Source organism: Micromonospora sp. URMC 106 (assembly GCF_051386395.1).
In the GTDB taxonomy this organism is placed as follows: Bacteria; Actinomycetota; Actinomycetes; order Mycobacteriales; family Micromonosporaceae; genus Micromonospora.
This window is the reverse complement of sequence record NZ_JBPQTP010000054.1, coordinates 1-13,439: the sequence shown is the minus strand read 5'-3', so window position 1 is coordinate 13,439 and position 13,439 is coordinate 1. Positions and strand designations below refer to the sequence as shown.

Here is a 13,439-nt window from a genome sequence, read left to right as displayed (position 1 = left end):
GGACCGACCCGGCCCCCGCCGGCGCCCGCGCGGCGCGGCTCGACGCTTTCGGCCCGGCACGCCGGCGCGCCGTCACGGTAGGGACAGCCCTACGCCGGAGAGGGGGTCGGCGGGATGGGTCCGGCGCCCCGCGCTGCCTAGCCTCGTGGCATGACCGCCGTACCCGCCGCCGAACAGCCCGCGCCGGCACCGACCATCTCCCGCCAGCTCCTCCTGGACTCCGGCTACGTGCTGCTGGGCCTCCCACTGGCCCTCGCCAGCTTCGTGGTCCTGCTGGTGGGCCTCGCGGCCGGCCTCGGGCTCGTGGTGACGGTGATCGGCCTGCCCATCCTCAGCGGCACCCTCTACGCCGCCCGAGGGCTGGCCGACATCGAGCGGCTCCGCCTCCCCGCCGTCCTGCACCAGTCCCGGATCCGCCCGCAGTACCGGCTCGCCGAGCCCGGCGCGAGCGCCTGGCGGCGGATCTTCGTGCCGATGGGGGACGCGCAGTCCTGGCTCGACCTGGCGCACGGCATCCTCAAGTTGATCGTGGCCATCGTCACCTTCGCGGTCACGCTGCTCTGGTGGGCCGGCGCCGTCGCCGGCACGCTCTACTGGGCGTACGACTGGGCGCTGCCGCACGGCGACCCGGAGGACGTCGGCCTCCCCCAGCTCCTGGGCCTGGGCACCTCGACCGTCGCCCGGATCGGCCTGCACACCGCGATCGGGCTGTTCTTCCTGATCACCCTGCCGATCGTGGCCCGGGGCTGCGCGCTGCTCCAGGCCGGCTTCGGCCGGGCCCTGCTCACCGGCGTGGCCGAGATGCGCAACCGGATCACCGTGCTGGAGGAGCAGAAGCGGGCCGCCGTGTCGGCCGAGGCGAGCGCGCTGCGCCGGCTGGAGCGGGACATCCACGACGGCCCCCAACAGCGGCTGGTCCGGCTCGCCATGGACCTCAGCCGGGCCCGTCAGCAGCTCGCCTCCGACCCGGAGGCCGCCGGGCGCACCCTGGACGAGGCGGTCACCCAGACCCGGGAGACGCTCGCCGAGCTGCGCGCCCTCTCCCGGGGCATCGCGCCGCCGGTCCTGGTCGACCGGGGCCTGCCCAGCGCCCTGGCGGCGCTGGCCGGGCGCGGCCTGATCCCGATCGAGCTGCGGGTGGACCCGGAGCTGGCCAGCCCCGCCGGCCGGCTCGACCCGGCGGTGGAGAGCACCGCGTACTTCGTGGTGGCCGAGGCGCTGACGAACGTCGCCAAGCACAGCCGGGCGACCGAGTGCCAGGTCACCGTGGCCCGTCGCGACGGGCGGCTGGAGGTCGGTGTCGGCGACGACGGCCAGGGCGGCGCCCACCTGGCCAAGGGGCACGGGCTGGTCGGCATCGCCGACCGGGTTCGCGCCGCCGGCGGCCGGCTCTCGGTGACCAGCCCGGCCGGCGGACCCACCGAGATCCGCGCGGAACTCCCGCTGTGACGCGGACGTGATAGACAACGCACCATGCGGATCGTGATCGCGGATGACGCCGTGCTGCTCCGGGAAGGGCTCGTACGCCTGCTCAGCGAGCGCGGGCACGAGGTGGTGGCCGCGGTCGCCGACGGCGAGGCGCTGGTGCAGGCGGTGGTCGCGCACCGGCCGGACGTGTCGATCGTCGACGTCCGGATGCCGCCCTCGCACACCGACGAGGGGCTGCGCGCGGCGGTGGAAGCCCGGCGGTTGGTGCCCCGCACCCCGATCCTGGTCCTCTCCCAGTACGTCGAGGTGTCGTACGCCGACGACCTGCTCGCCACGACCGGCGGCGGCGGGGGCGGGATCGGCTATCTGCTGAAGGACCGGGTGGCCGCGATCGACGAGTTCCTCGACGCGCTGGACCGGGTGGCCGCCGGCGGGACGGTGCTCGACCCGGAGGTGGTCGGCCAGCTCTTCGCCCGGCGCCGCCGCGACGACCCGCTGCGCGAGCTCACCCCGCGCGAACGCGAGGTGCTCGGCCTGATGGCCGAGGGCCGCTCGAACACGGCGATCGCCCGGACCCTGGTCGTCAGCGACGGCGCCGTCGAGAAGCACGTGCGGAACATCTTCACCAAGCTCCAGCTCCCGCCCGACACGGAGCAGCACCGCCGCGTGCTGGCCGTCCTGGCCTACCTGCGCAACTGATCGGCCGCCGGTTCGGACAGGGCGGCCGCCAGGGTCACCGCCTCGGTGAGGGTGTCCGCGACCGGGTGGCCGGAGGCGCGCAGGCGGGCCGGGTCGGTGAACCCGCCGGTGTAGAGGACGGCACGGCCGCCCACGGACAGGGCGGCGTCGGCGTCGTCGATGGAGTCGCCGATCAGCACCACGTCCCGGCCGTCCACGCCCAGCCCGGCCAGGTGCGCCCGCAGCGACTCGGCCTTGCGGTCGCCGCCGACGCTCGCGCGCAGCCCGTCCACCCGGACGAAGTGCCCGCTGAGCCCGTACGTGTGCACGGCCGGCACCAGCTCCTCGTGGAACCACATCGACAGCAGGGACTGGGTCCCCGGCCACGCCGCCATCGCGACCGTGGCGTCGTGCGCCAGCTCGCAGGTGGTCAGCCCGGTCCGGTACGCGTCGTGGAAGATCCGGTCCAGCCGGCCGAACTCGTCGTCGTCGACCGCCTGGCCGAGCACCTCGGCGTAGTAGTCGGCGATCGGGCGGCGGAACCGGACGCGGTGCTCGTCGGCGGTCACGGCGGGCCCGCCGACGCTGGCGAAGGCGACGTTGGTGGAGGCGACCACCAGGTCCAGGTCGTTGAGCAGGGTGCCGTTCCAGTCCCAGACCAGGTGGGGGCGCGCAGCGGTCATCGCAGCACCATAACGGCGAGCTACAGCTGCGGGGTGGTCAGGTCCCGCAGCAGCCGCTCCTCCTCCACCCGCCAGTAGCCGTGCTCCTTGCCGTCGAGCAGCACCACCGGCAGGCGGTCGCCGTACTCGCGTTCCAGCTCGATGTCGTCGGTGACGTCCTTCTCGGTCCACCGGTCCCCGGTGACCGCCACCACCCGGTCCAGCGCCGCCTTCGCGTCCTCGCAGAGGTGGCAGCCGGGTCGGGTGATCAGGGTGAGTCGGGGCTCACGCATCGGTCTCCTCCGTCGTGCTGGTGCCGGCCGGGGCCGGCGGGCGGGTCTCCGGCGACGCCGCCGGGGACGGCACCGGAGCCGCCGGGGACGACGCCGGCCGGAGCAGGGTCTTGCGTACCTTGCCGATCACCGAGTGCGGCAGCTCGTCGACGAACTCGACGGCCGTCGGGCACTTGAACCGGGCCAGGTTGCGGGCGCAGTGGGCGAGCAGTTCCTCGCCGCTGACCGGACGCCCCGGCGCCGGCACCACGTACGCCCGGACAGTCTCGCCGGTCCGCGGGTGCGGCACACCCAGTACGGCCGACTCGGCCACGCCCGGGTGGGCGGAGAGCACCAGTTCGACCTCGCGCGGGTACACGTTGAACCCGTTGACCAGGATCAGCTCGCCGATCCGGTCGACCAGGAAGAGGTCGCCGTCGGAGTCGGCGTACCCGACGTCGCCGGTGGCCCACCAGCCGTCCGCGTCGGGGCCGCCCCGGCCGTCCGGCCAGTACCCGGAGAAGAGGTTCGCCCCGCGTACCACGATCTGGCCGGGGTCGGTGCCCGGCGCGAGGTCGGCGAGGTCCAGCTCGTCGGCGTCGTCGTCCGGCTCGGCCACGCCGTCGCGCCACAGGTCGGCCCCGTCCGTCCCCACCAGGCGCAGCTCGACGCCGGGCAGCGGGCGGCCGATCGAGCCGGGCTTCGGCTCGCCGCCGACCAGGGTGGAGGTGAGCACCGGCGCGGTCTCGGTGAGGCCGTACCCGACGTGCACCGGGCGACCGGCGACCTCGGCGAAGCGCGCCGCGACGGCGGGCTCCAGCGGCGCCGCGCCGCAGACCACGACCCGCACCGACGCCATCGCCGCGGCGACCGCGTCGGCGCCCGACGCGGACCAGGCGGCCACCATCGACGGTACGCCGACCAGCACGCTGGCCCGGCGTCGGGCGATCTCGGCCAGCCCGGCGTCGGGGCCGGGTTCGTCGACCAGCAGCCCGGTCGCGCCATGTTGGACGACCGCGCCCAGCCCCGAGTTCAGCCCGTACGCGTGGAACAGCGGCAGCGCCAGCAGCACGGTGTCGTCCGGGCCGACGACCGGCGGGTCGATGCGGTCCACCTGCTCGTGGTTGGCCGCCAGCGCCCGGTGCGTGAGCATCGCGCCCTTCGGCCGCCCCTCGGTGCCGGAGGTGTAGAGCAGCACCGCCAGGTCGTCGCCGCCCCGCACGGGGAACGGTCCCCCGCCGTCGGCCGTCGGCGGGGCGCCGTGCACGGCGGTGAGCGCGGGCAGTTCCCCGGCGACGCCCGCGACGAGGTCCCGCACGCGCGGGGTGCCGATCAGCACCGAGGCGCCGGAATCGGCCAGCACGTGCCGCAGCTCGGGCGCGGTGAGGGCGGGGTTGACCGGCACCGCCACCAGCCCGGCGCGCAGGGCGGCCAGGTAACCCACCACGAAGTCCGGCGAGTTGCCCAGCGCGATCGCGACCCGGGGCGGGTGCCGGTCGGCGGCGACGGACCGGGCGGCCGGGGCCTCGGCGGTCGCGGCCGTGCCGGTCAGCTCCGCCAGGGCCCGGGCCGCGGCCGTCACCGACGCGTCCAGTTCGGACCAGTTCAGGGTCCGTTCGCGCCAGTGCAGCGCGGGTCGGTCGCCGTGGGCGACGGCCGCCCGGCGGAGCCGGTCGGCGAGGTTCGACGCGGTGCTGTCGGATGCGTCCTGCACGGTGGCTGAGTCTGGCACAGCGCCGGGTCGCGGGCCATGCCCACGCCGGCCCGTGCGGCACCGGGGGCCGTCGGGGGGGGGGGGTCGGCCGCGCGGAGTCCCGTCAGCGGGACGCCCCGCGGGCGCGGGCGAGACGGGTCAGGTCTCGTCAACGGGACACGCCGGGCCGCTCCCGGACCCGTCCGACGGTCCTCAGTCGACCCCCGCCCACGGGCCCGCCCCGCGTCGGCCGCGGGCCCGCTGACCTGGAAATCCGTTCGCAACCACGCCCCGATGCGAAAGTCAACCGCCCACGACGGACAACGGGTCCGCCATCTGTGCGACACAGCGGGAAATACTTCCGCCCTGTGTAACGGACTTGCCACGCGCGGGTGACGTTGGCCCTATCATCACTCGGGTCGGCTCACCCCATTTGCCGTGAGTCGACACCCCTCAGCCCGAGGAGGCCCCCGTGCCTGTGAGCGCATTGGACCAGCACCTCAAGGGGATCTGCCGCCCGTCGGCACACCCCGAGCCAGCCCTGCCCGACCGTCCGGGTGGGGGCGCGGCACCGACGCGCCGACCCGCGCGGTCGGCGGCCGGCGGGACGGAGGCGGCGCGGTGACCACCTTCGGTTACGCGGAACGGCCGCTCGGCCTGACCAGCCCGGTGACCCGCGCCCCGGTCAACGAACGACCCGCCGCCCGGGGTCCGCTGGACGACACGGGCAGCCTCGCGCTCCGCGGCGAGGGCGCGTCGAGCCGGATCCGCCACCGGCCGCACCACAACGAGCCGCCGCCGCGCCCCGCGACACCGGGGGGCAACGCGATGCCGACCGGCGGCCGGGTCGCCGTGCCGGCCCGGCCCACCATGCCGGCGCAGGGCCGCCGCACGGCGGAACCGTCGACGGCCGCCGAGGAGTCGGCCGCCGAGACGGCGGTGCTCCCGGCGGTCCCGGCGACCGCCGTCCCCGCCACCCCGACGGGTTTCCCCAGCCGGCCGGACCCGTCCGACCCGGCGACGGAGGTCTGGGCCCTGGTCGAGCGCGCCCAGGCCGGCGAGTCCGAGGCGTTCGGGCTGATCTACGACCGGTACGTCGACACGGTCTTCCGGTTCGTCTACTTCCGGGTCGGCAACCGTCAACTCGCCGAGGACCTCACCTCCGACACCTTCCTGCGCGCCCTCAAGCGGATCGGCAGCTTCACCTGGCAGGGCCGGGACCTCGGCGCGTGGCTGGTCACCATCGCACGCAACCTGGTGGCCGACCACTTCAAGTCCGGCCGCTACCGCCTGGAGGTGACCACCGGCGACGTCCTGGACGCCGACCGCGAGGACCGGGGGCCGGAGGGCAGCCCGGAGGCGGCGGTCGTCGAGCACATCACCAACGTGGCCCTGCTCAGCGCCGTCAAGCAGCTCAACCCCGAACAGCAGGAGTGCATCGTGCTCCGCTTCCTGCAGGGGTTCTCCGTGGCCGAGACGGCCCGCGCGATGGGCAAGAACGAGGGCGCGATCAAGGCGTTGCAGTACCGGGCGGTACGAGCGCTGGCGCGGCTGCTGCCGGACGGCTTTCAACCGTAGTCCCGTGGATCGGACCGACGAGCCTCGATCGGAGTACGCGCAGCTCAGCGCCGTTCTCACGCCGTGACGACCATCACTTTCCGTGATTTCGGCCCCGCCGGGCCCGTAACCCATGCCCGGTGCGGACCGTTTCTCCGGGTGCGACCGGTGGTAGCCCCGGCATCCCCCCGGGCCCCAGAGGTCCGGCAGCGTGGCCGGCCACGACGTTCGTCCGTGTGTCATGCCGTCACCGGTCGCTGGCGATGACAGCGGCCGACCGGCCGTGACCAGCGAGAGGAGGTGCCTGCGGTGGACAGCGACCTCTTCTCCCGTCGGCGCGCGGAGCGCTTCGCGCAGCTTCTCGACGAGGCCAACGGCGGCCGGCGGCACCACGTCCGATCCCGGGCAGACGACCAGCTCGCCGGGCTCGTCGCCGTGGGGCAGCGGCTGAGCGCCGCCCCGCCGGCCGTCGAGGTGGACCCGGAGTTCCGCACCGGGCTGCGGGCCATGCTGCTCGCCACGGCCGAACGCGAGGGCATCGGCTCACCGGCCGCCGCCGCACCGGAGCCGGCCGTCGCCGACACCGGCCGCAGCCGGCTGCTGCCCGCGGCCACCGCCCGCCGGGCCCGCGCCCGCGGGGCGATCCTGGTCGGCATCGCGGCCGGCGCGGTCGCCCTCTCCGGCATCTCCGCCGCCAGCGAGAACGCGGTCCCCGGCGACGCGCTGTACGGCATGAAGCGCTCGACGGAACGGGCCCAGCTCGCCCTGGCCAGCTCGGACATCAGCCGGGGCCAGCTCTTCCTGGACTTCGCCCGCACCCGGCTGGCCGAGGCGGCCGCGCTGCGCGGGGACCGGGACGGCTACAGCGCCGTGCTGGACGACATGGACGCGGACACCCGCCAGGGCGTACGCCTGCTGACCACCGCCGCGGTGCAGCGCTCCGACCCGGCGGCGCTGGACGCGGTCAACTCCTTCCTCACCGGGCAGCGCCGGGCGGTCGGCGGTCTCCTCGACGACGGCACCCGGGCCGACCGCGAGCGCACCCGCCGCTCGCTGGCCCTGCTGGACGCGGTCCGCAAGCGCTCCGACGCGCTCCGCGCGGCCATCGCGTGCGGCCTGCCGGCCCCCGCCGGCAGCGACACCCTCGGCCCGGCCCCGGCCACCTGCCCCGGCGCGCGCTGACCCGGCCGGCGAGCCGTCCACGCCACAGTTCACCCGCCGGGCGACCGTCGGCAACCCGCGTCCGGCTACCCTCGCGGAGAGGCAGGCACACGTCGCGCCGGCCCAGTGGAGGGAGGTCGCGTGGCCCGCAGCCGAAAGGTGACGGTCAGCACCGACGCCCACGGTCACACCGCCGGCTGGGCGGAGACCGACCTGGCGCCGTTGGCCCCGCCGGAGCCGGATCCGACCGCGGCGGCCTTCTTCGACGTCGACAACACGATGATGCAGGGCGCCTCGATCTACTGGTTCGCCCGGGGCCTCGCCGCGCGCAACTACTTCACCACCACCGACCTGGCCCGCTTCGCCTGGCAGCAACTGCGCTTCCGGGTGCTGGCCACCGAGCACGCCGGGGACATGTCGCAGGCCAAGGAGGCCGCGCTCGCGTTCATCGAGGGCTGGCGGGTGGACGACGTGGAGCGTCTCGCCGAGGAGATCTTCGACGAGCTGATGGCGCCCCGGATCTGGGGCGGCACCCGCCGCCTGGCCCAGCAGCACCTGGACGCCGGCGAACGGGTCTGGCTGGTCAGCGCGGCGCCGGTGGAGATCGGCCGGGTGATCGCCGCGCGGCTGGGCCTGACCGGCGCGATCGGCACCGTCGCCGAGGTCGTCGACGGGGCGTACACGGGCCGGCTGGTCGGCGACCTGATGCACGGCCCGGCCAAGGCCGAGGCGGTCACCCAGCTCGCCGCGGTGGAAGGGCTCGACCTCGGCCGCTGCACCGCCTACAGCGACTCCTGCAACGACCTGCCGATGCTCTCGACGGTGGGCCGACAGGTGGCGGTCAACCCGGACGCCGCCCTGCTCAGGGAGGCCCGGCAGCGCGGCTGGCAGGTACGCGACTTCCGCACCGGCCGGCGCGCCGTCAAGATCGCTGTGCCGTCCACCGCCGCCGCCGGGCTGCTGGCCGGGGCGGTCACGGCCGGGATGGCGCTGCACCGGCGCCGCCGCGGCGGCTGACCCCCGCCGGCCGTCCGCGCGTCACGGGCCGAACGGGTCCGGGCGGCGTTCGAGCAACTTGTGCAGGGTCTGCTGGATGGTCTCCCGCACCTGGTCGGCCAGGTTGAACACCACCAGCGGATCGTCGGCGGAGTCCGTCAGGTGCGCGGTGGGGATCGGCGGGCAGAACTCGATCAGCCACTTGCTCGGCAGCGGCACCATGCCCAGCGGCCCCAGCCACGGGAAGGTCGGCGTCACCGGGAAGTAGGGCAGCTTGAGCAGCCGCGCCAGGGGCTTGATGTCGGCGAGCATCGGATAGATCTCCTCGCCGCCGACGATGGCGACCGGCACGATCGGGGTGCCGGTGCGCAGCGCCGCCGAGACGAAGCCGCCCCGGCCGAAGCGTTGCAGCTTGTAGCGCTCGGAGTAGAGCTTGCCGATGCCCTTGAAGCCCTCCGGGAAGACGCCGACCAGCTCACCGTTGCCGAGCAGCCGCTCGGCGTCCGGGTTGCAGGCGACCGTGCCGCCCGTCTTGCGGGCGATCTCCGAGACCACCGGCATCCGGAAGACCAGGTCGGCGCCGAGCAGCCGCAGGTAGCGGTGCGTCGGGTGCTGGTCGTGCAGGGCGGCCGAGAGGATCAGCGCGTCCAGCGCCACGGTGCCGGAGTGGTTGCCGACCACGAGGCCCGCGCCGTCGGCGGGTACGTGCTCCAGGCCGGTGACCTCGGTGCGGAACCAGTCCCGGTAGAGCACCCGCAGCAGCGGGTGGAAGACCGCCTCGGTGATGTCGGGGTCGAAGCCGAACTCGTCGACCTCGTAGTCGCCGGAGAGCCGGCGACGCAGGAACGCCAGCCCCTTGGCGACCTTGCGGTCCCAGTGGTCGCCCGGTCGGTCCGGCACCGCCGGCCCGGCCGTCGCCGGCACGTCCCCGGCTCCGTCCGGCCGGTCGGCCTCCGTCGCGGCCGACTCGTCGGGCTCGTCCGCGGGGCGGGGCGCGGCCGTGACCGGCTCGTCGGTGGCGGCCGTGACCGGCTCGTCGGTGGCGGCCGTGTCCGGCTCGTCGGCCGCGACCGGCGCGTCGCCGGTGGCGGTGTCCGGCGCGTCGGTCGTGGCGGCCCGGCGGTGTCCGTTCGCCCGCGCGGGCTCCGCGCTCGGCGCGCCGACGGTCAGCGGTACGTCGTACCGGCCGTCGCGCCGCTCTCCCGGCCCGCTCACAAGCGCTCCCGCACGGCGGCCCGGACCTGCCGGATCCCCTCCAGCACGAGTCGCTCCGCGGCGGCCAGCTGGTCCCGGGTCACCACGACGCCGCCGTGGTGCGCGCGGATGAAGTCGTCGAAGGCGGCGGCGGTGGAGCGGGGCGTGAAGCCGTACTCCTGCTCCAGGCGGGTGGTGTCGACGACCCGGCCGTGCACGAAGAGGTCGACCTGGTCCAGGCCGTAGCGGCCGAAGCCGAGGTTGCGGGCGAACGCGACCGCCCCGGAGAGGCCGGGCTCCAGCACCGGCACGGCGACCCGGCCGGCCCGGCGGATCGCCTGGGAGAGGGAGAGCACCCCGGGACCGGCCACGTTGTACGTCCCCGGATGGTCCTCGACGATCGACCGGTGCAGCACCTCCAGCGCGTCGTCGAAGTGCAGGAACTGCAACCGGGGGTCGCGGCCGAAGACGGTGGGCACCACCGGCTGGGAGAAGTAGCGGGTGAGCGTGGTGTCGGCGGTCGAGCCGATGAACGGCGCGAAGCGCAGCACGGTGGCGGTGACGTCGGGCCGGCGGCGCCGGAAGCCGCGGACGTACCCCTCGATGTCGAGGATGTCGCGGCCGAAGCCGCCGCGCGGCACCTCGCGCGGCTCGGTCTCCTCGGTGAAGACCGCCGGGTCGCGGAACGACGCCCCGTACGCGGCCGTCGAGGAGCGGACCACGAGCTTGCGCAGCCGGGGCGCGCGCTGGCAGGCGGCGAGGAGCTGCATCGTGCCGATGACGTTCTGCTCCTTCATCGCCGCGCGACCGCCGTGCTGCTGATCCGGGGCGGTGACCAGGGCGAGGTGGACCACGGCGTCGACGTCGAGATCGGCGAGGAGGCCGCCGAGCGAGCCGGCGTCGACGCGGACGCGCTCGACGCGGTCGAGCAGGTCCGTGAACTCGGCGCCCGGCTCCGGCGGATCGACACCGATGACGCGCTCGATGTGCGGGTCGGCGGCGAGCCGGGCGGCGACGTGCGCGCCGAGGTAGCGGCTGACCCCGGTCACGACGACGACCCCCGGGGCACCTGGGGTGCCGCCGGGGGTCATGTCGCGCACCTCCCCCGGCAGGCGGGATCGAGCCGGGACATCCGCGGCCTGATCACCTGAGCCTCCGGGGGTCGACAGTTGGCAAGTGACGAGGGGTGGCGGGCAACGGCCCGGCACCGGTCACTTGCCGAGACGGCGACGCTGGACGCGGGTCTTGCGCAGCAGCTTGCGGTGCTTCTTCTTAGCCATGCGCTTGCGGCGCTTCTTGACCACCGAGCCCATACGACAGCCTTTCGATGCAACATGCGGGGCGACCGGATGACACCACAACCGGGTGGCGTCGACGACCGCGTGCGGACAACGGACCGGGCCAGCGGGGAATGCGGCGGGGCGCACCTGCGGTCACGGTCGGGTCCAGGGTAGCCGGAGAGCCTCAGCAGGGCCAACGCGCCCCCGTCGATGCCCGTTACGTCGCACTCGGCGGGGGGCCCGCGGGCGGCTCAGGCGGTCTCCTGAAAGGCGCCCCGCAGGTATTCGTGCACGGCGTGTTCGGGCACCCGGAACGACCGGCCGACCCGGACCGCGGTGAGCTCACCGCTGTGCACCAGGCGGTAGACGGTCATCTTCGACACCCGCATCACCGTCGCCACCTCGGCGACGGTGAGGAACTTGACCTCCGACAGCCGACCGTCGGACTGCGACCCGGCCATGGCTCACCGACCCATCCCATGCCCGGCGCGTGCCACCGGACGGGATCCTCCCGCCCGGACCGGCGACGCGCGTGTTACCAGTACGGTAGCGGGGCGGCTGTGACCGGCGCGATCCCTTCGTACAACTGATCATGGTTCGGGCGGTTGTCCACCCGACCGGTTACGTCGTTGTCGAACCTGTTGCGCCCGTCGTCCGATCGGTCCTCGTCCCGCCCGCGGCGCGGCCGCCGGGTCCAGGGGCCCGGCCCGCCGTGCGAGGCACCCGGAGACGCCACCCGGCGCGCCTCGGCCGCCATCACGAGCACCTCCGCAGCGCGGAAGGCGCCCGGTGGTTCCGGCGGCGCCACCGGAACCACCGGGCGGGTGCCCCGGACCGCTTCCGGACGCGGACCGGGGCTCCGCGCTGGGAGCGTGCACCAGTGTGTCAGGTCGCCGGACGGCGCCCGACAGCGGTCGATCATGAACGCCCCGGGCTGCGCCGTCGTCCACCACCACGCCGTCGCGCGGCGCGCCGGGTCCGGTGCGTGGCCCGCCGGCGGGCCGGGATGCCGCTCAGCCGACCACGGCGCGGACGTACGCGACGCACTCGTCGTGCAGGGCGTTCCACGGCTCACCGAAGGTCGCCTCGGCGGCGTCGGCCAACGGGCGGCGCTCGTGCACCACGGCCGCGAAGAAGGCCAGCATCCGCTCCGGGCCGAACCGGTCGACCAGGTGCCGGACGGCCAGGTAGGAGATGCCGTAGCTGCCGCTGACCCGGTCGGCCGGGGCGTCGGCGGCGGGGGTGAGGCTGTCGAGCCGGCCGTCCCAGCCGCCGCCCGCCAGCCGCCGCACCTCGGCCAGTCCCTCGTACCGGTCGACGGGCTGGCCGTCCGCGCCGGCGTGTTCGGCCAGTCCCTCGACCAGCCACCAGGTGCCCTTGCCCGGGTAGCCCCGCTCGGGCAGCGAGGCGGCGTGGGTCAGCTCGTGCCGGAGCAGGTCGTCCACCCCGCTGGACACCAGCCCGTCGGCGTTGAGCACCACCTCGTGGTGGCCGCCGCCGACGGTGACCGCGTACCCGCCGGTCCACTTCGGACGACCGCCGCCGTACCAGCGCCGCCACTCGGCGGGACCGGCGTAGAAGATCCGGTACCGGTCCGGCTTGCGGTCGCCGACGGCGTACGTGTCGGCGACCGTGGCGGCCGCCTCCGCCTGGGCGAGCAGGCCGGGCAGCTTCCCGCGCAGGGCGGGGGTGGTGGCCACGAGGGTGCGCGGACCGACGGCGGCGGCCAGCTCGCTGACCTCCCAGGGCCGGGTGCCGGTCTCCGCCGACCGGGACGGCTCGACGGCGAGCAGCCGGGGCCGCTCCCCCGCCCGCCAGCGGGTGCCGGTCAGCACCGGGCTGGTGCGGCAGTCCGGCACGACGAAGCAGTACCGGTACTCGACCAGCAGGCGCCACTCGCCGGGCCGGCCCTCGACCGGGGTGGGCAGGCCGGTCGCCTCGGCCTGCCACGTGGTCACCCGCAGCGCCCGCAGCGCGGCGTACCGGCGGCGCAGGTCCGGGTGGGCGACGGGCTCGGCGGCGGCCAGGAACCCGGCCCGGTCCCCGCCGAGCAGGGCGGCCGACTGCCGCGCCAGCTCCGCCTTCATCCGCTCGCCGAGCTGGCGGGCGGCCCGCGTGGCGGGGTCGTCGGCCGCGGTGGAGGAGCGCCCCGGCAGGGGCCCGGTGTTGTCGCGCGCCAGGTTGGCCAGCAACGCCGTGGGCAGGCCGCAGGCGAGCATCACCACGACCGCCGCGAGCGCCGCCCAGAGCGGCCGGAGCCGCCGCGACGCCCGCCCGGGACGGGCCGCCCGCACGACGTCGGGGCCGGCCGGCCCGGTCGCGGCGGGGTGGGCGGTCGACAGCCCCGGCCCGGCCTGCTCCGCCGACGGGGCCAGCTCCGCTCCGGCGGGCGCGACCGGCACGACCGGTGCGGCCGGCACGACCGGCACGACGGGCGCGGCCGGCGGATCCGACTCGACGGACGTGGGCGACTCGACGGGCGGATCCGGGTCGGGCGGCGCGGCGGGCGGGCTCGGGT

At 75.5% G+C, this 13,439-nt stretch carries 13 protein-coding genes; 5 read left to right on the top strand and 8 right to left on the bottom strand.

Annotation, left to right across the window (positions count from 1 at the left end; genetic code table 11):
- The first annotated feature begins 150 nt into the window (after nt 1-150).
- Both ACSNOB_RS17950 and ACSNOB_RS17945 read left to right on the top strand, forming a co-directional pair.
- The gene (locus ACSNOB_RS17950; RefSeq protein WP_436687700.1) at nt 151-1,449 is read left to right on the top strand and encodes a sensor histidine kinase; all 1,299 of its coding nucleotides are present in this window, start codon (nt 151-153) and stop codon (nt 1,447-1,449) included.
- Nucleotides 1,450-1,473: 24 nt separating this feature from the next.
- Nucleotides 1,474-2,127 (top strand): response regulator transcription factor, encoded by a 654-nt coding sequence (locus tag ACSNOB_RS17945; protein ID WP_436687699.1) that lies wholly within the window; start codon nt 1,474-1,476, stop codon nt 2,125-2,127.
- Here the strand turns inward: ACSNOB_RS17945 and ACSNOB_RS17940 are convergent.
- The 3 genes from ACSNOB_RS17940 to ACSNOB_RS17930 are packed head-to-tail and all read right to left on the bottom strand — an operon-like array spanning nt 2,112 to nt 4,754.
- Complete coding sequence (locus tag ACSNOB_RS17940) at nt 2,112-2,789, bottom strand: HAD family hydrolase (RefSeq protein ID WP_436687698.1); 678 nt, start codon at nt 2,787-2,789, stop codon at nt 2,112-2,114. The two genes, ACSNOB_RS17945 and ACSNOB_RS17940, sit on opposite strands and share 16 nt — an antisense overlap.
- Nucleotides 2,790-2,809: 20 nt before the next feature.
- The gene (locus tag ACSNOB_RS17935) at nt 2,810-3,061 is read right to left on the bottom strand and encodes a glutaredoxin family protein (protein ID WP_350707036.1); all 252 of its coding nucleotides are present in this window, start codon (nt 3,059-3,061) and stop codon (nt 2,810-2,812) included.
- Nucleotides 3,054-4,754 carry an AMP-binding protein gene (locus ACSNOB_RS17930; protein ID WP_436687697.1) on the bottom strand — a complete coding sequence of 567 codons (1,701 nt, stop codon included), beginning with the start codon at nt 4,752-4,754 and terminating at the stop codon, nt 3,054-3,056. The genes ACSNOB_RS17935 and ACSNOB_RS17930 overlap by 8 nt, the downstream gene beginning before the upstream one ends.
- Before the next feature lie 600 nt (nt 4,755-5,354).
- Between ACSNOB_RS17930 and ACSNOB_RS17925 the strand changes: the two genes are divergently transcribed.
- From ACSNOB_RS17925 to ACSNOB_RS17915, 3 genes are all read left to right on the top strand, one after another.
- The gene (locus tag ACSNOB_RS17925; protein ID WP_436687696.1) at nt 5,355-6,311 is read left to right on the top strand and encodes an ECF subfamily RNA polymerase sigma factor, BldN family; all 957 of its coding nucleotides are present in this window, start codon (nt 5,355-5,357) and stop codon (nt 6,309-6,311) included.
- A 288-nt stretch (nt 6,312-6,599) separates the two neighbouring features.
- Complete coding sequence (locus tag ACSNOB_RS17920) at nt 6,600-7,472, top strand: DUF5667 domain-containing protein (protein WP_393105887.1); 873 nt, start codon at nt 6,600-6,602, stop codon at nt 7,470-7,472.
- A 120-nt stretch (nt 7,473-7,592) separates the two neighbouring features.
- A complete protein-coding gene (locus ACSNOB_RS17915) occupies nt 7,593-8,468 on the top strand; it encodes an HAD family hydrolase (RefSeq protein WP_436687695.1) in 876 nt (291 codons plus the stop codon).
- 21 nt (nt 8,469-8,489) lie between these two features.
- Here the strand turns inward: ACSNOB_RS17915 and ACSNOB_RS17910 are convergent, their stop codons facing one another.
- The 5 genes from ACSNOB_RS17910 to ACSNOB_RS17890 all read right to left on the bottom strand — a co-directional run.
- Nucleotides 8,490-9,371 carry a lysophospholipid acyltransferase family protein gene (locus tag ACSNOB_RS17910; RefSeq protein WP_436687716.1) on the bottom strand — a complete coding sequence of 294 codons (882 nt, stop codon included), beginning with the start codon at nt 9,369-9,371 and terminating at the stop codon, nt 8,490-8,492.
- A gap of 287 nt (nt 9,372-9,658) precedes the next feature.
- Nucleotides 9,659-10,732: an NAD-dependent epimerase/dehydratase family protein gene (locus ACSNOB_RS17905; protein ID WP_436687694.1), complete on the bottom strand. Its 1,074-nt coding sequence runs from the start codon at nt 10,730-10,732 to the stop codon at nt 9,659-9,661.
- A 120-nt stretch (nt 10,733-10,852) separates the two neighbouring features.
- Nucleotides 10,853-10,954 carry a 30S ribosomal protein bS22 gene (locus ACSNOB_RS17900; RefSeq protein ID WP_007465623.1) on the bottom strand — a complete coding sequence of 34 codons (102 nt, stop codon included), beginning with the start codon at nt 10,952-10,954 and terminating at the stop codon, nt 10,853-10,855.
- 218 nt (nt 10,955-11,172) lie between these two features.
- Complete coding sequence (locus ACSNOB_RS17895) at nt 11,173-11,382, bottom strand: helix-turn-helix domain-containing protein (protein WP_007465625.1); 210 nt, start codon at nt 11,380-11,382, stop codon at nt 11,173-11,175.
- Nucleotides 11,383-11,934: 552 nt separating this feature from the next.
- On the bottom strand, nt 11,935-13,439 hold a 1,505-nt coding region (locus ACSNOB_RS17890; RefSeq protein WP_436687693.1), incomplete at its 5' end, for a hypothetical protein.